The organism is Streptomyces sp. NPDC091287, assembly GCF_044768525.1.
Taxonomy (GTDB): Bacteria; Actinomycetota; Actinomycetes; order Streptomycetales; family Streptomycetaceae; genus Streptomyces.
Window position 1 is genome coordinate 194,728 of sequence record NZ_JBIVUV010000018.1, and the last position, 22,146, is coordinate 216,873.

At 70.0% G+C, this 22,146-nt stretch carries 13 protein-coding genes; 6 read left to right on the top strand and 7 right to left on the bottom strand.

Features of this window, described 5'->3' with window-relative positions; all coding sequences use genetic code 11:
• Positions 1-69: 69 nt before the first annotated feature.
• From ACIQRW_RS28680 to ACIQRW_RS28690, 3 genes are all read right to left on the bottom strand, one after another.
• Positions 70-912 carry a BTAD domain-containing putative transcriptional regulator gene (locus tag ACIQRW_RS28680; RefSeq protein WP_403765387.1) on the bottom strand — a complete coding sequence of 281 codons (843 nt, stop codon included), beginning with the start codon at positions 910-912 and terminating at the stop codon, positions 70-72.
• Positions 913-1,058: 146 nt separating this feature from the next.
• Positions 1,059-2,222 carry an IS701 family transposase gene (locus ACIQRW_RS28685; protein ID WP_403765389.1) on the bottom strand — a complete coding sequence of 388 codons (1,164 nt, stop codon included), beginning with the start codon at positions 2,220-2,222 and terminating at the stop codon, positions 1,059-1,061.
• A 402-nt stretch (positions 2,223-2,624) separates the two neighbouring features.
• Entirely contained in the window at positions 2,625-3,266 is a 642-nt protein-coding gene (locus ACIQRW_RS28690; protein ID WP_403765391.1) for a ScbR family autoregulator-binding transcription factor, read from the bottom strand.
• 703 nt (positions 3,267-3,969) lie between these two features.
• On the opposite strand from ACIQRW_RS28690, the gene ACIQRW_RS28695 reads away from it, so the two are divergent.
• Entirely contained in the window at positions 3,970-4,641 is a 672-nt protein-coding gene (locus ACIQRW_RS28695) for a ScbR family autoregulator-binding transcription factor (RefSeq protein ID WP_403765393.1), read from the top strand.
• Between the two features lie 404 nt (positions 4,642-5,045).
• Here ACIQRW_RS28695 and ACIQRW_RS28700 read toward each other — a convergent pair whose 3' ends face one another.
• The 3 genes from ACIQRW_RS28700 to ACIQRW_RS28710 form a co-directional block, all read right to left on the bottom strand.
• The gene (locus tag ACIQRW_RS28700; protein ID WP_403765395.1) at positions 5,046-6,491 is read right to left on the bottom strand and encodes an MFS transporter; all 1,446 of its coding nucleotides are present in this window, start codon (positions 6,489-6,491) and stop codon (positions 5,046-5,048) included.
• A gap of 107 nt (positions 6,492-6,598) precedes the next feature.
• Positions 6,599-7,072: a MarR family winged helix-turn-helix transcriptional regulator gene (locus ACIQRW_RS28705; RefSeq protein WP_403765397.1), complete on the bottom strand. Its 474-nt coding sequence runs from the start codon at positions 7,070-7,072 to the stop codon at positions 6,599-6,601.
• Between the two features lie 183 nt (positions 7,073-7,255).
• Complete coding sequence (locus ACIQRW_RS28710; RefSeq protein WP_403765399.1) at positions 7,256-8,410, bottom strand: acyl-CoA dehydrogenase family protein; 1,155 nt, start codon at positions 8,408-8,410, stop codon at positions 7,256-7,258.
• A 408-nt stretch (positions 8,411-8,818) separates the two neighbouring features.
• Here ACIQRW_RS28710 and ACIQRW_RS28715 point away from each other — a divergent pair, with 408 nt between their 5' ends.
• Both ACIQRW_RS28715 and ACIQRW_RS28720 read left to right on the top strand, forming a co-directional pair.
• Positions 8,819-9,763 carry a hypothetical protein gene (locus tag ACIQRW_RS28715; protein ID WP_403765401.1) on the top strand — a complete coding sequence of 315 codons (945 nt, stop codon included), beginning with the start codon at positions 8,819-8,821 and terminating at the stop codon, positions 9,761-9,763.
• Positions 9,764-9,777: 14 nt separating this feature from the next.
• On the top strand, positions 9,778-10,284 hold the full coding sequence (locus ACIQRW_RS28720) for an abscisic acid-deficient protein Aba4 family protein (RefSeq protein ID WP_403765403.1): 507 nt from the start codon (positions 9,778-9,780) through the stop codon (positions 10,282-10,284).
• A gap of 90 nt (positions 10,285-10,374) precedes the next feature.
• Here the strand turns inward: ACIQRW_RS28720 and ACIQRW_RS28725 are convergent, their stop codons facing one another.
• Positions 10,375-10,764, bottom strand: a complete 390-nt coding sequence (locus ACIQRW_RS28725) for a YybH family protein (RefSeq protein WP_403765405.1) — start codon at positions 10,762-10,764, stop codon at positions 10,375-10,377.
• Positions 10,765-10,942: 178 nt separating this feature from the next.
• Here ACIQRW_RS28725 and ACIQRW_RS28730 point away from each other — a divergent pair, with 178 nt between their 5' ends.
• The 3 genes from ACIQRW_RS28730 to ACIQRW_RS28740 are packed head-to-tail and all read left to right on the top strand — an operon-like array spanning position 10,943 to position 22,145.
• Positions 10,943-12,538, top strand: coding sequence for an aspartate aminotransferase family protein (locus ACIQRW_RS28730; RefSeq protein ID WP_403765407.1), 1,596 nt, complete (start codon positions 10,943-10,945; stop codon positions 12,536-12,538).
• The gene (locus ACIQRW_RS28735; RefSeq protein WP_403765409.1) at positions 12,538-13,788 is read left to right on the top strand and encodes a PucR family transcriptional regulator; all 1,251 of its coding nucleotides are present in this window, start codon (positions 12,538-12,540) and stop codon (positions 13,786-13,788) included. The genes ACIQRW_RS28730 and ACIQRW_RS28735 overlap by 1 nt, the downstream gene beginning before the upstream one ends.
• 56 nt (positions 13,789-13,844) lie before the next feature.
• A complete protein-coding gene (locus tag ACIQRW_RS28740) occupies positions 13,845-22,145 on the top strand; it encodes a type I polyketide synthase (protein ID WP_403765411.1) in 8,301 nt (2,766 codons plus the stop codon).
• Position 22,146 lies beyond the last annotated feature (1 nt).

Consider the following 22,146-nt stretch of genomic DNA (forward strand, 5'->3'; position numbering starts at 1 on the left):
CTCCCCTTGTTTCCCGCCACAGCCTACGGCCGACGTCCGACGAGAAGCGGTGGATTCCCGCCCACCTGGTCAGCTGGCGACCGCGGGTTCCCACAGCGACGTAGCGGCGGATTGCAGCGCGGTGGTCCTGCGGGGGCACAGCTGGACCGCGTCCTGGGTGGCCGCGTGGAGTATCTCGGCCTGCAGTCGCTTCACGTCCGTGGACGGTTCGAGGCCGAGCTCACGCTTGAGGATGCGATAGAGGTTCTGGTAGGCCTCCAGGGCCTCGCCCCGACGTCCGGCACGATGCAGCGCCGAGATGAGTCGGCCGTGGAACCACTCGTGCAGCGGGTAGTCGTGGACCAGCGCCCGCAGCTCGGGCAGGAACTCCCGGTAGCGGCCGAGGCGGTTCTCGGACTCCACACGCAACTCCAAGAAGCGGATGTGGAGTTCTTCCAGGTGCGCGATACGCCCGGTGAGCCGGGAACCCACGGGTATGTTGCTCAGCATGGGGCCTCGCCACAGCTTCTGGGCTCGGTCGAGATAATCTCCCGCCAGCTCCGGGGAGCCTTCACTCAGCTCCCATTGGGCACCTCGCACCAACCGTTCGAAGATATGCACATCGACCTCGTCAGCGCCGATGTCGAGACGGTAACCGGGCGCTTGGGTCATGAGTAACTCACGTACTGGGCAGTCGGCTTGAGCGTCCTCGAGCATTTGTCGTGCGTGGTAGACATGCGTCTGCAGGGTTCTGATCGCGTTGCCGGGAGCGTTGTCGCCCCACAGTTCCCTGACCAGGGTGTCGGCGGCGACGGCTTCGCCGGGCTGGAGCGCGAGCACCGCGAGTATCTGGCAGATTTTGGGAGCCTTGGGAGCGTATGCCCGGCCGCCGTCGGTGACGATCCCGAAAGGCCCGATCAGGTTGAACTGCACTACCCACGCTCCCGTTCCGGCGCCCGCGCGCCCGCGATACTGGTTGTGTCGGTTCCAGACACTAAGGAGCGGACGCCCTTCGACCATCACGTCCGGAGGCGAGAGTGTCATGTTACCGGACAGTAGGTTGGTAGTTGTGGCCCAGCTCACCCAGCAGCCGCCGGGGACGCCTGGTTCGCGGCGCCCCGTACCTGCACGGCGACGAGATGGGCGACAGAAGAGAGCGTGATGTGGCGGTGCCAGCCCGGAAACGATCGCCCCACGAAGTCCGTCATCCCGACGCCTTCCGAGATGTCGCCGAAATCGCGAGCCACCACCGAGGAGAGCCGAGCCAGCCGCAACAGGGTCGACAGCGGCGGCGGGTCAGCGGTCGTGAGCCACAGGCGCATGTCCGCCGCCACGTCACGCCACTCCCCCACCAAGAGCATCCCCCCGGCCCACGCGCCCGGCGGCGCGACCACGGGGATCGCGACGGCCGTCGTAAGGTCGCCGCCCGGATTCACCCGGTGACGGAAGCGGGTCATCGAGGCGACCAACTCGCCCGCGGTCCGCGCACGGTCGCTGAATTTGGGTAACTTCGCCCGATCCAATCGCAGTTGAGCCTGTGGATCGAGGCGCACCAGATACGCGAGACCCATGGCGGACAGATGTTGCGCCAGGGCGACGGCATCGATGCCGTCGACGTCCACCACGACGGGCGCGGCGGGCATGCCACCGGGCATCACGACCTGGGCGACCGAGTTGCATATGGCCGCTTCCAGGGTTCCGGCCGTCTCGTCGTCGGGGATGCCGGCACGCCGCCGCAGTGGATCGTCCTCCAGCCAGCGACCGGTCAGCTGCAGCCGCCAGTCGACGGGGACGGCACTGCGGTCGGAGGCCAGCCAGGCCCCCACGGCATGCTGGCCGTTGAACGTCTGCCCGAGGCGCGGCAGGTACTGCTGGTCGACACCGATCGAGTGCGACCCGACCTTGGGAATCGCGGTGGGCTTGATGACCCAGGCTTCGGGAGCCAGCGTCCGCTGGACCTGCCGGGCGAGGGCGTGCCGTATGGGCATCCACTCCCACGGCGATGTGCTGATGAAGTGATGCACGCTCTGCTGGGCCGCCGCCCCGTCGAACTGTGTCGCGATGTTGCGCAGCGTCTTTCGCCCCGGCAGTGCCAGGAGGCTGTGTACGTACTGCTCGGCCTTGCTGCGCTGGCTGGCGCGTCGCAGGGCGCCGAACAGCCGGGCACAGAGCTCGGGGTCCAGGGCAGGCGGCTCCGACACCGCCACTCGCGTGCCGTCGGACAGTCGTGCATTCAGGTCCACAATTCCCCCGTGCTACGCCGGTCCGGCAGCGGAACGACCCGCCCTGCTGCGGGCCTGAGAGCTCGCCCCCCTCCCCCAAAAGAGGCCTGGCATCCGCTTTATTTATACAGGCTAGCTCCGGCATCCTTACAGGCCCCGGCGCCCGAGGCACCCAAGGATCCCTGCCACGACCTGGGAAAACGGACCTTTATGACGGCAAGTCACTTGAGCCGGCCGAGGGGCCGAGACTACGCGGACGTTAACAGTTGGCGGGGAAACAGGACGCGCCAAATGCCGCAGGTGGGTAGCGCGAGAGGGAAGAGCGACAATTGAGAACAGGAATTCCAGAGAGGGGACGATCCGGCGGCCGCGGACAACGGCGGGGGAACTCGGGTGACCAGGCAGGCCAGGGGGAAACTACGGTCACGAGGGCTGCGGAACACCGGCGGCGACGAGGAGACGTTCGGCTCGGTACGGTGATGTGTCGAGTTTCGCCAGGACGCCGGCGCAGGCCACATTGGGCAGGACCAGCGCGAGGAGGCCCGACACCTCCTTGGAGAGGTCCCCGTCGGGCAGCACCTCCGTGAGCAGGTGCACTCCGGTCCACGCGCCGACGAACAGGCGTGCCGTCTCGCACGGGTCGACATGGGGCAGCAGCTCGCCCCGGTCCTTGGCCTCGGTGAGTATTTCATTGCCCATCTCGGTCCAGACGGGCCAGCGCGTACCGAACATGTCCCGGGCCTTGATGTCGACGGACAGTCGGATCGAGGCGCTCAGCACCGGCTCCCGAGGAAGCCGATGGGCGAGCAGCAGCGCCAGGTCCGCCCATTCCTGCAGCTTGAACGCCTGCGGTACGAAGCCGTCCAGCGAGATCGCCTCTTCGAGCACGCCACGCGCCAACTCCTCTTTCGAGGTGAAGTGGAAGTAGAGCCCGCCACGGGTGAGTTGGATCCGATCGATGAGGCCACTGATGGTGGTGGCGTCGTATCCGAGCTCGTTGAACATCTCGGCGGCGGCCTCAAGGATCATTCTTCGCGTGCGGAGCGCACGTTCCTGCCTGGTCAACTCGCGCCTCCATGACGTGACTTTTACCGAGGTTTGAACTTAATTTTACCTGAGCCAATACAGACCGGAGGGCCGGTACCTTAACAGCACCTCACCTTCCGATGCATCAACAACCAGCCAGGGGAGCTGTGTTGAATACGGCCATCGCATCAGGTCGTGGTAGGCATCACCTGCGGCGCCTCTCGCCCGCACGGCACCCTTCGGGTCGGCTCCCGGCTGCACAGCGGCTTCGTTTCGCCTGCGGCACCTTCTTCGTGGTGCTGCCGCGTCCTCATGATCCAGCCAAAGGCGCGGGGGAGTTCGAGGGGGAAACCATCCTCCGCGTCCGGCTTCTTCCGGGCCGGCTCCACGGCCGGATACCGTGACCGGGCAGTGGGCAGCGGGACACGGGAGAGCTGTCACACCGGTCGGCGCCGTGCTGGGCGGGCTTGATACCTGCCGAAGTTTCGGTTCGTAGCGTTTTCTCTGCTGTTTGTACCGTACGACCAGGAGAAACGCAGGGCGCACACAACTGCTCAAGAGCGTGCTCCGGGCGCGCCTGTGAACGACGCCCATCCCCCCTGGGCACCGGCCGCCGGGACGCGGACGGTCAGGATCCGGTCAGGTCGTGCATCGACAGAGCTCACCCGTTGGTTACCCACGGTTGGTCTGTGGCATGTTCTCGTGTGTATGAGTCGCCTCATCACTGCCATCGGAGCGCCACATGGCCAAGCAGCACCGTGCCCTTCTCACCCGCCAGGAACTGATCCGCTCAGCCGCAGAGGTATTCGGCAGTGCCGGATACGCGGAAGCATCCATAGCGACGATCAGTTCACGGGCCGGTGTGAGCAACGGTGCGCTGCATTTCCACTTCAAGAACAAGAGGGCTCTCGGGGAAGCGGTCGAACTGATCGCGGCACAGATTCTGTTGCGCCTGACCGGGCGGGTGCCGCTGCGCCACCCCTCCCCGCTGCAACTTCTCGTCGACACCTCGCACGTACTCGCCCGCGGTCTGCGCGATGACCCTGTTCTGCGTGCGGGGTTCGGCCTCGGCAGCGATCCGACCTGGCAGAGCGACGTCAAACTGTGGGAGCAGTGGCAGGACTGGGTTCAGCTGATGCTCACCGTGGCCAGGGACCAGGGCAGTCTGGCACCCCAAGTGGCGGTCGAGGACGCCGCGTTCGCCATCGTGGCCGTCGTCGCCGGCTTCGACGCCCTGAACCGCACGGGCGCGGAGTGGGACGCGCGGCATGCCGTCACGCGCTACTGGCGGCTTGTGCTTCCCCAGCTGTCGACAGAGGCGGCACGGGAGCAGCTGAACCCCGAGGGGAGCGCGGCGGAGGAGGTCTGGTCCCAGAAGTGGGACATGGCGGAAGCCTGCGGGGACGCGGCCTGAGGCACCCGCCCCTGCCTGCCCCTGGTCCTCCCTGGGGCAGGCAGGGGCTCTGTGCGTCGCGCGCCGGTTGAGCGGCGAACCGGGCCATGGGTGCTGTCCGGCCCCACAGCGCATGTACGCCCTCTTCGGGCGCTGCATGGGCACTTTCCTCGCCCGGGCGACGGCCGGCCGCCTGAGGGGCCATCACACGCACCGTGCTGTACGGCTCTTCCTCTCGGCCCGCGCTGCGCGACAAACCGACCGGACGATCGGTACGTTCTTGTGGCGGCAGGAGGACCTGTGGGGTGGCCGGGGGCACGGTGGCCGGACCTTCGGACAGGGGGCGGACACAGCACGGATCTCCTGGTGCCGCCCCGCACCGCGGGAAGCACCAGGAGATCGCGAAGTTCCGGAAAGCAAATGGATCAGGCCACGTGGACCGCGTCCTTGGCGGGGGCCCCGTCGGCGGGTGTCTCCGCCGGCCGCCTGCGGATCACGAACGCCGCTACGACCATCGCGACGACGAGAGCTCCGGCGAGGGCCAGGCTGCCGTACATCAGGCCGGCGTTCACGGCTTCCCGCTCGTTGGTGCCCCCGTCCATCCGGGAGGCCGTGACGGAGCCCGCGGCCGAGGCGACGATGGCGACCAACAGCGCGCCACCGACCTGTCCGGTCGAGTTGGTCAGACCGGAGATCACACCGACCTCGTCCTCGCTGGCGGTGGACATCGCCAGGCTCATGATCGGCGGCAGGCAGAGACCGATGCCCAGGCCGAGCAGGAACATCGAGGGCAGTACGTCCATCATGTACGTCGCTTCGAGCGGCGTACGGGCGAGGAACAGCGCTCCGGCGAGGAAGATCGCGAGCCCGATGATGAGCCCGACCCGCTCGCCCAGCTTCCCGGTCAGATAGGGACTGATCGCGATCGACCCGAGGGCGGTGATCACCGTCAGCGGGAGGAATGCCAGCGCCATCTCCATCGGCGTGTAGCCGAGGACCTGCTGCAGGTAGAGCGTCGCCACGAAGAAGGATCCGTAGAGCCCGCCCGAGACGAGGAACTGGACGATGTTGGCGCCCGCCACGTCGCGGTCGCTCAGGATCTTGAGGTTGAACAGGGGCGCCTTGGCCTTCTTCTGGCGGATCACGAAGGCGGTCATCAGAACGACAGCGCCCACCAGGTAGGCCAGCGTGCTGCCGGTCCAGCCGTTGTGCTCGGCGTTGACGATGCCGTAGACGAGCAGCGAGACGGACGAGACCAGCAGGGCCGCACCCGATACGTCGAGGCCGGCGGAGAGGCCGAGTCCCTTGCCGCTGGGGAGCAGCTTCCAGCCGAGGATGACGCTGATGACACCGATCGGCAGGTTGATGAAGAACAGCCAGTGCCAGGTGGTCAGCTCCATCAGCACACCACCGGCGATCAGGCCGAGCGCGCCGCCGCCGGCGAAGGTGAAGCTGTAGAAGCCGATCGCCCTGGTCTGCTCAACGGGCTCCTGGAACATCATCACGATGATCGCGAGGGTCACCGCCGTGACCAGCGCGGCACCGGCGCCCTGCCCGAACCGCGCGGCGACCAGGGTGGGCGCGTTCTGCGAGAAGCCCGCCACCACGGACGAGATCGTGAAGAGCGATACACCGAGGAGCAGGACGTTCTTGTGGCCGATCAGGTCGCCGAGCCGTCCGGCGAAGATGAGCAGACCGCCGTAGGCGAGCAGGTAGGCGTTGATGACCCACGAGACGCCACCCTGAGAGAACCCTAGCTCCTCCCGCATCACGGGTAACGCCACATTGACGATCGTCTCATCGAGGATCGTCATCAGTGTGCCAATGCAGAGGACTGTCAGTGCAATCCATCGCGAGCGGGCGGTGTCCATGGTCTCGATCCCTCTGGGTCAGGAGCGTGTTGTCGGTGAGCAAACACTAGCAGATGGTTGCGCAATAGACGATCTATTCTGCAATCACACCCCTGACCTGTGGGGCTTCAGCGTGCAGAGCGCCTCCTGGGGGGCCGTTCGGCCGTCACGACCGGTTCCGGGGAGCGGCCGTCGACGAGCTTGGAAAGCGAGCGGAGGAATGGCCCGCGGTCCGCCTCCGGCAGTCTGCCGAGCACCGCTTCGTAGAGTTCGCCCAGTACGGGCTCGGCGGTCGCGATCAGTTCGCGGCCCTCTTCGGTCACGTCGACCACGCGCGCCCTGCGGTCCTTCTCCGACGGCTTGCGCGTCGCGAGGCCGCTCCGCTCCAGTGCGTCGAGGGTGTGGACCATCGTGGACTTGTCGAGGCAGGCGAGCTCCGCGAGCTCACCTTGGGTCTTACCGTTGCCGTCTGCACACATCAGCACGCTCACCACGCGCAGCGATGTGCCCATCTCCTCCAGCCGCCTGGCTGCTTCGAGTTCGATGTCCCGGCCGAGCAGCTGCAACTGCACCACCAGGTCACTAGTCGTTTGTGCGCTCATTGCGCCAGCGTACCTAACTAGTGGATTACGAAACTATCCACGAGTGTCATTTTCAGGCACGGCCCGAGCTCCCGAGAGAGCCCGCGAAGTCCCGGCGGCAACTCGGGCCACACGTGACTCAGCAGGCACAGCGCCGGTGGGGCTGTGCCTGCTGAGACGTCACACGGGCGAAAGGGTCAGAGGTCAGAGGGCGATGGAAGCGAGCGGAGCCCGGCCCAGCAGCGCGGTGCCGTAGTCCTCCAGCGCGATGAACGGGTTCAGCGTCCAGTGCCTGCTGCCGGTCTCGAAGTCACGGAAGTAGCGCTGGAGCGGGTTCGCGCTGGCGAAGCCGCCCGCGCCGCCCAGATCCATGACCTTGCTCAGGCCCTGGCGGGCCTCGCGGACCGCGCTCGCGACGTACATACGGATCCGGGTCCGCTCCTCGTCGGAGAGTTCGACGTGCTGCTCCAGCGCGGGCTCCAGCTGGTCGACGGCGAGCCACAGGTGCTGCCACGCCACGTCGATGTGGTGGGTCGCCTCGGCCAGCCACGCGCGGGCTCCGGGCGAGTCGGCGACGGCGCCGTGCGTCGTGTGGAAGACGGGCTTGCCGTTGTCGAACGACTCCTTGATCAGGTCGAGCGCGCCCTGGGCGGCGCCCACCAGCGGCGCCAGCACGTTGGCGGACGCGGTGAGGGTGTGCGTCGATGTCCCCATGCCCTCGGGGGCACCGGTCTCGGGGTCGATCGCGTGGTAGGCCACGTGCTTGTCCGCCACGAACAGGTCTTCCGTCACCACGGTGTTGCTGCCGGTGCCGCGCATGCCCGCGACATCCCACACCTCCTTGATCTCGGCCTCGGCGGTGCGCACCAGGACCGAGGCGAGCGCCATCTGGGGCTCACCGTCGGCGGTGACGGAGTTCAGCAGGACCAGGGTGTAGTCCGAGTGCAGACAGCCCGACGCGAATGCGGTGTCGGCGGTCAGCCGGTAGCCGCCGTCGGCCTTGGCCGCGACGCCGCCGACGCCGGCGTTCGCGATGCTGACATCGGGGTCGGCGGCGTAGATCTCGGCGACCACGTCCTCCGGGAACATGCCCTGGAGCAGGCCCCGCCCCGCGGAGTTGACCATCAGCAGCCACCCCGTGGAGGGGCAGCCGCGGGCCAGTTCGGCGGCCACACCGACCTCCGCGCGCAGGCCGAGGCCCAGCCCTCCCATGCTCTGCGGCGTCGGGATGCGGAACAACCCGGCGTCCCGCAGCGCCGCAATGTTCTCCGGCACGGCCGCGTTGGCCTGTTCGGTCTTCTCCGCGTTCGCACGCAGCAGCGGAACGAGACCACGTGCCCGCTCGATGACGTCGTCCACAGAGAGCGAACCCTCATCCTTCACAGCTGACGACACTGTTCTGCTCCTCACTCGTCGCGCATTTCGACCTGCCCCGCCAGTGAACGGCATGTGTCCGGCAGGCGCATTGCGCTCATGACACAAGACGGGCGCGGGAATTTGGGACTCGTACCAATACGGTGCTTGAGCAGTCTCTATACGCTCGATGCACATCATTTCTCGGAGGGAAGTGGGCATGAGCGTCCCAGGGAACGCGAACGAATTTCGCAGGATGCTCCGGAATACGGCCCTCGGCGCCACTTCGAGGTGCTCGGCCGGCGAGCCGCTGAACCACTGCCGCCACCGGTACGGGTCGTTCGCACCGGCCCCGCCCTCGGCCAGGCCGACGCCACCTGGGCGGGCACTCACCCCACACGAAGGAGCAAGGCCGTGCGCGCTTTAGTCCGCTGGCATCCGGCACTCATGATCACCGCCGGATTGATGGTCGTGGTCAGCCTGTTCCACGCCGTCGGGATCGTGGTCGACGACCGGATGTACGGGCAGTCGCCGGCCTGGATCAAGCCGCTCAAGTTCAGCCTGTCGTTCATCGTCTACACGGCATGGCTCGGGGCGCTGGTCCATCTGCTGGAGAAGACGTCCGGCTCGCTCGAACGCAAGGCCAGAAGGTTCGGCAACTGGATCGTGGTGGCGGTCTGGGCCGAGATGTTCTTCCTCGACCTCCAGACGATCCGCGGCACGACCGTCCACTTCAACTTCCGTACGATCCCCGACGCGGTGATCTTCGAGTCGGTCGGCGCCATCGCGACGACCCTCGTCGTGATCAACCTGCTCCTCGTGGCGGTGGTGCTCAAGAAGCGCGCTGCCGCTCCCCCCGTACTGCTCGCGCTGAAGATCGGTACGTGGCTGCTGGTGGCCAGCTCACTCGTGGGCATCTACATGGCCTTCCCCACGGAGCCGGGCGGCTGGTCGAACGACGTCGTGGGTGCCCACTCCGTCGACGCGGACATCGACCACGACGTCACGCCGGTCATCTTCTGGGCCGCGGAGGGCGGTGACCTGCGCGTCTCGCACTTCATCGGTCTGCACGCCTTCCAGCTCCTGCCGCTGATCGCCATGTTCCTCAGCCGCTGGGTCGACCGCCGCATGGTCTGGGTGCTCGGTGCCGGCTACACCGCTGTCTTCCTCATCTCGCTGGTGCAGGCGCTGGCCGGCGAGGCGCCGTTCGAGCCCAGCGCACCCACGCTCATCGCGGGCGGCGCTGTCCTGGTCGGCACCCTCGCCGGGGTCGTCTGGGCCCGCCGTAATCCGTCCGACGCTCCCCCGATATCACCCGCGCCCGAGCGAGCGGCCGAACCCGAGTCCGTCAACCTCTAACGGAGATCCCCAACATGTCCTTCAACGACTTCATCATTCCGGCGCTCCAGGCGGTCACCATCCCGATGTGGGTGCTGATGATCGTCGCTCCCCAGTGGCACGTGACCAAGAAGATCACCGTGCCGATCGCCGTGGTCCCCACCCTGGCCGGCGCCGTGGGTTACCTCATCACCGAGCTGCCCGCGCTGACGAAGGTCCTCTTCGGGTCGACGACCGCGCCGTTCGCCAACTACGAGGGCCTGGTCGAGTTCTTCGCGATCCAGAACATCCAGATCGGCGCGTGGCTCGCCATCGTCGCGCTCGACCTGTTCACCGCGATGTGGATGTTCCAGCGCCTGCACGACCTGAAGGCCAAGACCTCGCTGATCAGCGTGCTGGCGCTCGTGGTGTTCCTGTTCCCCCAGTTCTGCCTGCTCCTGTTCCTGGTCGTCGTCCGGCCGATCCTGCGGCGCCGTCAGCAGCAGGAGGAGGCGGCCGCCCCGGCCGACACCGAGCAGAAGGTTCCCGCCACCGTCTTCTGACCCACCCGCACCGCACTCCACGCTCCACCCTCCAAACGGAGAAGGGACCGGATCGCTCCGGTCCCTTCTCCGTTTCTTCGTGCGGGCGGTTCAGGCGGTGAGTTCCGTGCCGTAGTGGTTGTCGATGCCGTAGCGCCACTCACCGTTCTCGTCCTTGATCGCGACGTCCGTCGCGACGCCCTCCTTCTTCGAGGTCACGCCGTCCGCGGTCGTCGACAGCGTGTAGTTCACGATCATGAGCGCGACATCACCCGCCCGGTAGGCGTGCTGGACGTCGACCGTCAGCACGGGGGCCAGATCGGCGAAGTACTGCTTGATGCCGGCCTTCATCTCCTCGTTCTTCTGGAGCGCGTACCCGGGTTCGAGGACCAGCGCCGCGTCGTCGGAGTAGAAGTCGTAAAGGTTTTCCGTGTCGTGTGCGTTGAAGAGGGCCGCGTACTTGCCGGCGATCTTGTTCCAGAATGCAAGGTCCTCGGACACGCATTTCTCCTTCATGCGAAAAGAACTGAAGAGAACTAGGGGCGCGACCATACAAGCGCACTCCTCCTCACCCATTTCTCATCCCCGTCTAATCGGGGCGGATTAGATCCGGATTAGCTGTGAGTGAAACGGCACGCTCAACACTGTCTGGACATACCACGGCGAGAAATGAGGCACGATGGCACCCGAGCAGGAACTCGTGGACGGCACCCTCCACCAGAACATCTCCGGGATCGGACTCGACCCCACGTACGTGCGCGCGGAGGGCAACAGCCTCTGGGCGGCCGCCCACGACGGGTCCGAGACGGAGATCGTCGACTTCGTCTGCGGCTACGGTTCGCTGCTGCTCGGCCACAACAACCCCGAGATCGTCGCCTACGCGACCGAGGTGCTGAACGCGCGGACGCCGATCCACTCCCAGTTCTCGCGCCGCCCCGAGGCGAACAGGGTGACCGAGACCCTCAACCGGATCGCCCAGCGCGAGTTCGGCACGGCCGACACCTACTTCGGCGTCTTCGCCAACACCGGCGCCGAGGCCATCGAGGCCGCCGTCAAACACGCCGAGCTGGACCGGGGCATGCGCGTGCTGGCGCTCCTCGCGCAGGTCACGGTCCACACGGAGCAGGCGCGAGCCGCGGTCGCGTCCGGTGCGGCGACCGTCGACGCGGCCGCGCTCACCCGGCTCGGCAGCACGGGTCAGGGCGACCCGGCCGGCGATCTGGAGGCGCTGCTCGCCGAGGTGGAGGCGCACAACTCGCGCACGCTGTCCCAGGCTCCGGTGTTCTTCACGTTGGAGGGGGGCTTTCACGGCAAGCTCGCCGCGAGCATCCAGCTCACGCACAACCCGGCCTTCCGCACGCCGTTCACCTCGCTCGCCACGAACGCCCGCTTCCTGCCGGTGAACTCGGCCGCCGCGGTGCGTCCCGCGTTCGAGGCGGCGCGGGCCACGGTGCTCGACCTGCTCGTGACCGACGGCACGGTCGAGGTCACCGACGTCGCGGCCCCGGTGTACGGCGCCTTCTTCGTCGAGCCGATCCAGGGCGAGGGCGGCATCGTGCCGCTCGCGCCGGAGTTCGCGAAGGAGATCGCCGCGGTCAGCGCGGAGTTCGACTGCCCCGTCGTGGTCGACGAGATCCAGTCCGGCAGCGGCCGCACCGGCGCGTTCTTCGCCGGCGCGCAGCTCGGGCTGCAGGGCGACTACATCACGCTGGCCAAGAGCATCGCGGGCGGGGTGGCGAAACTGTCGGTGCTGCTGGTCCGGGAGTCCCGGTACCGCCCCGAGTTCGAGCTGCTGCACAGTTCGACGTTTGCCAAGGACGGGTTCTCCACGCTCATCGCGCAGAAGACGCTGGAGATCATGGAGCGGGACGGTGGCGCGGTCTACCGCAGGGCCGCTGAGCGCGGTGCCCGCCTCCTCGATGTGCTCGAATCGCTGCGAGCCGACTTCCCGGACGTGATCAAGGACGTCCGGGGCCGCGGCCTGTTGCTGGGCCTGGAACTGCACGACCAGTCCGGCTCGGCCTCGCCCAACATCGCCGGCGCCCAGGCGGGCGGTGTCTTCGGCTACTTGGTGAGCGGGTTCCTGCTGCACCGGCACACCGTGCGCGTCCTGCCGACCTCCAGCGCGCCGAACACACTGCGGCTCCAGCCTTCGGTCGACCTCACCGACGCCCAGATCGACCGGCTCGACGCCGGGCTGCGTGCGGCGTGCACGGCGCTACGCACGGCCGACGAGGCGACGCTGCTGGGCTTCCTCGGCACGAGGGCGTTCTGATGGCGCAGCTCCAGCTGCTGCCCCCGCGGGACGAGGCTTCCACCGCCGGCGCGACCTCCGAGGCCCTGCGCCAGGACGTCACCGCCCACTGTGGCGACGATGCCACGGCGTGGGCCGTGCAGACCTCGGCGGGCCTCTGCCCGGCCGGACAGGACGCTCTGCCGGAGTTGGTGGCCCTGTCCGTCACGTTCCGGCTGCACCACAGGAAGGGGCTGCCCGCCTCCGTGGTCGCCGAGGCCGAGTCGCTGGTGCGCGCCCAGGTCGAGCGGGGCTTCGATCTTGCGCACGGGCTCAGCCTGATCCGGTCGGCGCACGGGCGCGTCGCGTCCGCGGTGCTGGCGGCGTGCGCGCGGATCGAGGACCCGGACGAGCGCACCGCCGCGATGACCGAGACGGCGTCCCTGGTGTTCGACGCGGTGGACGAACTGTCCCGGCTGGTGTCGGACCGGTTCGCCGCCGAGCGGGAACGGTGGCTCGCCGGTCCCGCCGCCGAACAGCGCGCCGTCGTGCTCTCCATCGTCCGCGGCGAATCCGTGGACCTGGACCGGGCGGCCCGCAAGCTCTGCTACGACCTGCGCCAGAACCACGTGGCGCTGGTGCTGTGGGCCGAGCGGGACTCCGGCGCCCAGGAGCTGCCCAGGACGGCGGCCCGGCTGCTCACTCGGCTGGGCTGCCGGTCGACGCTGCTCGTGCCGATGGGCGGCGACGGGCTGTGGGCGTGGGGTGTGCGGCCCAACGGGGACGCGGAGGAGCTCGCGCCGCTGCTCGCCGCCGACCCCGCCGTGCAGGTTGCGGTGGGGCTGCCGGGAGCGGGGCTCGCCGGATTCCGCATCTCGCACGAGCAGGCGATGGCCGCGGCCCAGCTCGGTCTGCGTTCATCGGCGACGGGCCGCGTACACACCTATCGGACGCTGGAGTTGGGGGCGCTGCTCGCACGGGACGAGCAGGCCGCCGCCGACTTCGTCTGCCGGGAGCTCGGTCCGCTGGGCGACGACTCGCCGTCGGCGGGAGCTCTGCGCGCCACCCTCAAGTGCTACCTCGACCACGACCGCAGCGTCGCGACCGTGGCCCAGCGGCTGCACATCGCCAAGAACACCGTGCTGTACCGCATCAAGCGGGCCGAGCAGGTACGCGGCCGCCCGCTGGGCGACAACCGGCTCCAGTTGCACACCGCCCTGTACCTGGCGGAGACGTTCGGGGTGTCCCGACCGGTACAGCCGGGTGTGGCGCCGGCCGTGCGCACGGCCTGAGGCCGGACCGTCGCACCCCCACCAACTGTCTGACCTCACTACACAGCGGGGAAGTCATGAACACCTTCGAGCACGAATCCAGCAATGCCGTCGCCGTCGTCGGCCTGTCGTGCCGCCTGCCGGGCGCGCCGGACACGCCGTCGTTCTGGCGGCTGCTGTCCTCGGGCACGAGCGCGATCACGGAATCCTCGCGGTTCGGCGACGCCGGCCCGGTGCGCTGGGGCGGCTTCCTCCCGGACGACGAGGTGGGCGCCTTCGACGCGGAGTTCTTCGGCATTTCGCCGAAGGAGGCCGCGTCGATGGACCCGCAGCAGCGGCTGCTGCTCGAACTCGGGTGGGAGGCGCTGGAGGACGCCGGGTTCGTACCGGCCGACCTGCGCGGTGAGCACCTCGGGGTGTTCGTGGGGGCGATGGCCTCCGACTACGCGACGATCGCGGCCAGGGCGGGTGTGGTGTCGCGGTACTCGCTGACGGGCCTCAACCGCGGTCTGCTCGCCAACCGGCTGTCGTACGTGCTCGGTCTGCGCGGGCCCAGCCTCGCCGTCGACACGGGGCAGTCGTCCTCGCTGGTCGCGGTGCACCTGGCGTGCGAGAGCCTGCGCTCCGGTGAGTCCGAGGTCGCCCTCGCCGCCGGCGTCAATCTGATCCTCACCCCGGAGAGCACGGTGGAGGCCGAGCGGTTCGGCGCGCTCAGCACGGACGGCCGCAGCTTCACGTTCGACGCCCGCGCCAACGGTTACGTGCGGGGCGAGGGTGGTGCGGTGCTGGTCCTCAAGTCACTGGCCGCGGCGCGGCGGGACGGCGACACCGTCTACGCGGTGATCCGCGGCAGCGCGGTCAACAACGACGGCCCCGCGGCGACGCTGACCACGCCGAGCCGGAACGCGCAGGAGGCCGTGGTCACCGCGGCGCACCGCCGCGCGGGCACCGCACCGGACGAGGTCGGCTACGTCGAGCTGCACGGCACGGGTACACCGGTCGGCGATCCGATCGAGGCGAACGCGCTCGGCGCGACACTCGGCCGGGGGCGGACCGAGCCCCTGCGGGTCGGCTCGGTGAAGACCAACATCGGCCACCTCGAAGGCGCCGCGGGCATCGCGGGGCTGCTGAAAGCCGTGCTGTCGCTGCACCACGGCGCGGTGCCGCCGAGCCTGAACTTCGCGACGCCGAACCCGGCGATCCCGCTGGACGAGCTGAACCTCTCCGTGCAGCAGCACCTGGAAGAGGTCGGGCCGACCGTCGCCGGGGTGTCGTCGTTCGGCGTCGGCGGCACGAACTGCCACGTGGTGCTCGCCTCCGCGGAGCGGCGGCCGCGGAAGCCGCGCCCGTCCGCCGCGCGGGGCCCGCTGCCCTGGGTGCTGTCCGCGCGCACCGAACAAGGGCTGCGCGACCAGGCGGCACGCCTGTACGAACGGGTCACCGCACCGGACGCGCCCGCCGACGACGACATCGCGTTCTCGCTCGCCACCAGCCGTACGCACTTCCCGTACCGCGCCGCCGTGCTCTCCGGACACGCCGAGGGGCTGCTCGGGTTGCGGGACGGCGGCCTGTCGGCGGAGCTGGTGAGGGGCAGGGCCGCCCCGCTGGGCAAGACCGTGATGGTCTTCCCCGGCCAGGGCTCGCAGTGGGCGGGCATGGCAGCCGAACTCATCGGCAAATCACCGGTGTTCGCCGCGAAGATCCACGAGTGCGCCGAGGTGATCGACCCGCTGGTCGGGTGGTCGCTGGTCGACGTGTTGCGTCAGCAGCCGGGCAGTCCTTCGCTGGAGCGCGACGACGTGGTGCAGCCCGCGCTGTTCGCCGTCATGGTCGCGTTCGCCGCGCTGTGGCAGGCGGCGGGCGTCCGGCCCGACGCGGTCATCGGCCACTCGCAGGGGGAGATGGCGGCCGCGCACGTCGCCGGCGCGCTGTCGTTGCGGGACGCCGCGACGCTGGTCGTGCGCCGTGCCCAGCAGGTGGTCCGGATTCCGCGCGCGGGCGGCCTGCTGTCCGTTCCACTGCCGGTCGCTCAGGTCCGCGAGCACATCGGGGCGTGGCCGGACCGCCTCGGCATCGGGGCCGTCAACGGCCCGTCCGCGACCATCGTCTCCGGTGAGCTCGACGCGTTGCGGGAGTTGGAGAACACCTACGTCGCCGACGGTGTGAAGGCCCGTGTGGTGCCGATCAACTACGCCTCGCACTCGCCGCTGGTCGAGGACATCCGCGAGGACGTGCTGCGCGCCGCGGCGGACGTCGGGCCGCGGCGGACCGATGTGGCGTTCTACTCCACGGTGTCGGGTGATCTGCTCCCCGACACGTCCGTTCTGGACGCGGAGTACTGGTACAGCAACCTGCGGCAGGCGGTCGAGTTCGACCGGGCGGTGCGCGCCGCCTTCGCCGACGGCCACACGACGTTCGTGGAGTGCAGCGCCCACCCCGTACTGGGGGTCGGGATCACGCAGATACTCGAGGGCCGGGAAGCGGTGATCACGGGTACGCTCCGCCGCGACCGGGGCGGCCTGCGCCAGTTCCTCTCCTCCCTCGCCGGTGTGCACGTGGGCGGCGGTGCGGTGGACTGGGCGGCAGCGGACTGGGAGGGCCTGCTCGCCGGCCGTCCGGTGCGCCGAGTCGCCCTGCCCTCCTACGCCTTCCAGCGCGAACGCCAGTGGCTCGACGTGGAGGCCGACGGCGCCGTCTCCACCGCGCCCCTTGGGGGGCCCGCACCGGAGCAGGCGCCCGCCGCCGGGACGGTGCGGCGCGAGTCCGGCAGCGGCCTCACGCCCGAGCGCGCACTCGACCTGGTGCGGGGCGCGGTCGCGGTCGTGCTGGGGCACGCCTCCCCCGCGTCGGTGCCCGTGGACGCGACGTTCAAGGAGCTGGGCCTCGACTCGATCGGCGCGGTGGAGTTCGGCAAGGCGCTCGCCGGTGCGACCGGGCGGCGGACGACCTCGACGCTCACCTACGACCACCCGACGCCCGCCACGGTGGCCGCGTATCTCACGCGCGGCGACGCCGACGAGGAGTTCACGGCGGCCGCGGCAACCGATGAGCCCATCGCGATCGTGTCGGCCTCCGGCCGCTGGCCCGGTGGCGCGGACACTCCGGAGCGGCTGTGGCAGATCGCCGTCGACGGTGTCGACACGGTCGGCCCCTTCCCGTCCAACCGGGGCTGGGACCTGGACGCGCTGTACTCCCCCGACGAGCCGAGGACCGGTACCTCGTACACCGACCAGGGCGCTTTCCTGTACGGGGCGGACCAGTTCGACGGCGCGTTCTTCGGGCTGGGGCCGCGCGAGGCCACCGCGATGGACCCGCAGCAGCGGCTGCTGCTGGAATCGGCGTGGGAGGCGGTGGAGCGGGCGGGCATCGAGCCGGGTTCGCTGCGCGGCAGCCCGACGGGTGTGTTCATCGGCGTGATGCCGCAGGAGTACGGGACGCGGCTGCACCAGACCACGGAGGAGTACGACGGGCACGCGCTGACCGGTGGTCTGACCGCGGTCGCGTCCGGCCGCCTGTCCTATGTGCTGGGCCTTGAGGGGCCCGCGATCAGCGTGGACACCGCGTGCTCGGCGTCGCTGGTCTCGATGCACCTGGCGGTGCAGTCGCTGCGGCGCGGTGAGTGCGATCTCGCACTGGCCGGTGGTGTCACGGTCATGTCGACGCCCGGCATGTTCACCGAGTTCTCCCGGCAGCGCGGGCTGGCACGCGACGGCCGCTGCAAGCCGTTCTCGAATGCCGCCGACGGCACCGCGTGGGGCGAGGCGGCGGGGGTCGTGATGCTGGAGCGGCTGTCGGACGCCGTCCGCAACGGCCACCCCGTGCTCGCGCTGGTGCGCGGCTCGGCGATCAACCAGGACGGTGCGTCCAACGGTCTCACCGCACCGAACGGTCCGTCGCAGGAGCGGGTGATCCGCGCCTCGCTCGCCGACGCGGGACTGCGCCCTTCGGACGTGGACGCGGTCGAGGCGCACGGCACCGGAACGACGCTGGGCGACCCCATCGAGGCGCAGGCGCTCCTCGCCACGTACGGCCGCGAGCGTGACGTACCGCTGCTGCTCGGTTCGGTGAAGTCGAACATCGGGCACACGCAGGCGGCGGCGGGCGTCACCGGCGTGATCAAGATGGTGCACGCGCTGCGGAACGGAGTGCTGCCGGCGACCCTGCACGTGGACGAGGTGTCCCGGCACGTCGACTGGTCGCCGGGCACCGTCTCGGTGCTGACCCGGAACACGCCCTGGCCCGATACCGGCCGGCCGCGCCGGGCCGCCGTCTCGTCGTTCGGCATCAGCGGCACGAACGCGCACCTGATTCTGGAGCAGGCTCCGGAGACCGCCCCGGTCCTCGACGCGACGGACAGCTCGGACGCGGCGGGGGCCGAGGAGGCCGCGGCCGGCTCGGCGGCGGTGCCCTGGGTGCTGTCGGCCGGGTCCGATGCCGCGCTGCGCGAGCAGGCCGCGCGGCTGCACGAACTGGTGCTGGGCAACCCCGGTGCGGGCATCGGGGACATCGCGGCCTCGCTCATCCGTACCCGCTCGTCGTTCGACCACCGCGCGGTGGTCGTGGGCACCCGTGAGCAGCTGCTCGACGGCTTGCTCGCGGTGCGCGACGACGACGAGGAGTCCGCCGCCGTCGTGCGCGGCACGGTGGCCCCGCGCGGCCGGACCGTCTTCGTCTTCCCCGGCCAGGGCGCCCAGTGGGCGGGAATGGGCCGTGAACTCCTCGCTGCCTCACCGGTGTTCGCCCGGGCGGTCGAGCGGTGCGCGGAAGGGCTGGCGCCGCACATCGACTGGTCGCTGACCGATGTGCTGCGCGGTGAGCCGGACAGTGCGTCGTTGGAGCGCGTCGATGTGGTGCAGCCGGCGCTGTGGGCGATGAACGTGGCCCTGGCCGAGCTGTGGAAGTCCGCAGGCGTGCGGCCCGACGCCGTGATCGGCCACTCCCAGGGCGAGATCGCCGCCGCCGTCGTGGCCGGGGCGCTGTCCGTCGAGGACGGTGCGAAGACGGTCGCGCTGCGCAGCAGGGCGATCAAGCAGATCGAGGGCGGGGGTGGCATGGCCTCCGTGCCGCTGGCCGCCGACGCCGTGCGGGAGCGGCTCACGCGCTGGGGGGCACGGCTCGACGTCGCCGCGGTCAACGGCCCGGCCGCCACGATCGTCTCCGGCGACGCGGACGCGCTGCGGGAGATGGTCGACGGCTTCCGTGCCGAGGGCGTGAGCGCCAAGACGATCCCGGTCAGCTACGCCTCGCACTCCTCGCACGTCGAGGCCGTGCGCGACGATCTCGCCCTGGCGCTCAAGGACATCGAACCGCAGGGCACCGACCTGACGTTCTTCTCGACGGTCACCACGCGGCCGCTCGACACGACGCTGCTGGACGCCGACTACTGGTACGAGAACCTGCGCGAGACCGTGCGGTTCGAGGACACCGTACGGGCGGCGCTCGCGGACGGCTGCACGACGTTCGTCGAGATCAGTCCGCACCCCGTGGTGGCGGTCGGGCTCAACCAGATCACCGACGACGCGGTGATCACCGGGACGCTGCGGCGCGACAAGGGCGGCCTGGACCAGTTCTACGCCGCACTCGCGCGGGTTCATGTCACCGGGGCGACGGTCGCGTGGGAGAGCGTCGTCTCCGGCCGCACCGTCGAGCTGCCGACGTACCCGTTCCAGCGCAGGCGGTTCTGGCTCGACGCACCGGCGACGACCGGTGACGTCGGCGCGGCGGGACTGGAGGAGGCCGGACACCCGCTGCTCGGCGCGGCCGTGGAGCTCGCCGGCGACGGTGGGCTCGTGCTGACCGGCCGGGTGTCGCTCGGCGTGCACCGGTGGCTGGCGGACCACGCGGTGTTCGGCCGGCCGCTGCTGCCCGGCACCGGGTTCCTGGAGCTGGCGCTGCACGCGGCGGCGCAGGTCGGCACCGCGGCGGTGGACGAGCTGACACTGGAGGCGCCGCTGCTGCTCACCGAGGACGGTGCCGCGCAGATCCAGGTCGTGGTCGGATCGGCGGACGAGGACGAGGAGGAGCAGCGCACCGTCAGCGTGTACTCCCGCGAGGCAGGCGGCGAGTGGACACGCAACGCCCACGGCACGCTCGCGACCGCGGCGGGCGGGCAACCGGCCTTTGGCAACGCGGAGTTGGCGGGCACGTGGCCGCCCCCGGATGCCACAGCGGTGGACGTCGACGAGCTGTACGACCGGCTATCGGCCCAGGGGTACGACTACGGGCCCGCCTTTCGCGGTCTGCGTGCGGTGTGGCAGCGGGGCGAGGAGATCTTCGCCGAGGTCGCGCTGCCCGAAGAGGCGCCCGGGGCCGAGGAGTTCGGCCTGCATCCGGCGCTGCTGGACGCGATGCTGCACCCGGTGGTGGGCATCGCGGTCACCGGGCCTCAGGTGCGGCTGCCGTTCTCGTGGAACGGGGTGCGGCTGTACGCTCCGGGCGCCACGGACCTGCGGGTGCGGATCTCGCCCGCCGGTCAGGACGCGGTCACGGTCACCACGGCCACCGAGGGCGGTCTGCCGGTGGCGCACGTGGAGTCGCTGCGCCTGCTGCCGGTCTCGGCCGATCAGCTGGGAGGGGCGCGCACCACACCTCCGTACCGGCTCACCTGGTCCGAACTGCAGGTCGCACCCGCCCCCGCGCCCGCCGTCGCCGTCACGGACATCGAGACGGGCTTCGCGGAGCTGACCGACGTGCCGGAGTACGTGGTGCTCGACGTGGTACTGCGGGCGCCGGACTCCGTGGTGGCGGACACGCACCGTGTCACCGCGCTGGTCACGGAGCTGTTGCAGGAGTGGCTGGCCGACGAGCGGTTCACCGCGTCGACACTGGTGCTCCGTACGCGCCACGCGGTCGCGACCGACGGACCCGCGGACGTCGCCGGCCTCACGGACCTCGTGGCCGCCCCGGTGTGGGGTCTGGTCCGCACGGCACAGGCGGAGCATCCGGACCGCATCGTGCTGCTGGACGCGGACGGCGATCTCGACGCCGGTCTCCTGGCGGGCGCGGTCGCGAGTGGTGAGACACAGTTCGCGGTCCGCGACGGCTCGGTGCTCGTACCGAGGCTGACGCAGCTGACGCCGGGGGCCCTGGCCGAGCCCGCGAGGGCGCTCGCCCCCGAGGGCACGGTGCTGATCACCGGAGGAACCGGTGGGCTCGGTGGGCTCGTGGCGAGGCACCTGGTGACGCGGCACGCCGTGCGGCATCTGGTGCTGACGAGCCGTCGGGGCCCGGATGTGCCGGGTGCGCGGGAGCTGGCCGATGAACTCACCGCGCTGGGTGCCCAGGTGCGGCTCGCGGCCTGTGACGCGGCCGAGGCCGACGACCTGGCCGCGCTCCTCGCGACCGTCCCGCGGGAACACCCGCTGACGGCCGTGGTGCACACGGCGGGTGTGATCGCGGACGGCACCGTCTCCTCGCTCTCGGCGGAGCGGGTACACACGGTGCTGCGCCCGAAGGTCGACGCCGCGTGGAACCTGCACGAGCTGACCTCGGGGCTGGACCTGTCGGCGTTCGTGCTGTTCTCCTCCGCCGTGGGCGTGGTCGGCAATCCCGGACAGGCCAACTACGGTGCGGCGAACGGCTTCCTGGACGCGCTGGCGCACCACCGCCACGCGCAGGGCCTGCCCGCGGTGTCGGCCGCGTGGGGGCTGTGGGCGGAGGCGAGCGGCATGACGTCGCACATGACCGCGACCGACGTGGAGCGCATCGGGCAGCGCGGGCTCACGCCCATGCCGACGGAGGTGGGTCTCGCCCACTTCGACGCGGCACTGTCCGGAGGGCTGCCCACACTCGTCACGGCCCGCATCGGAACGAGGGACGTGGACACGGGCGCGATCCCCGTACTCAAGGGACTCACCGGGTCCAAGCCGAAGCGGAACACGCCGAAGCGGTCGCTGGCGACGGAACTCGTCGGGCTGGACACGGCGGAGCAGCACGCGCTTCTGCTCGACGCGGTGCTCAGGACGGCGGCCGGCACGCTCGGCCACGACTCGGCGGACGCGATCACCGCGCACGGCGGGTTCCTGGAGCAGGGCTTCGACTCGCTCAGCGCGGTCGAGCTGCGGACCCGGCTCGGCAGGCTCGTGGACGCGAAGCTGCCGAGCACGCTCACCTTCGACTATCCGACGCCGGACGCCATCGCGGGCCATCTGCGGTCACTGCTGGTGCGGGACGAGACCGAGCGGGCCCCGGACGTGCTGGGCGAGCTGGCCCGGCTGCGGACCGTGCTGTCGGCGGCGGACACCGTGCTCGAAATGGACCGGGTGGCCGTGGTCGCGGCCCTGAACGAACTGATGGGGCTGGTGGACGTCGAGTACGCGATCGACGCCCACGGTTCCGACGAAGACTTCTTCGCAATGATCGACAACGAGCTGGCCTGAG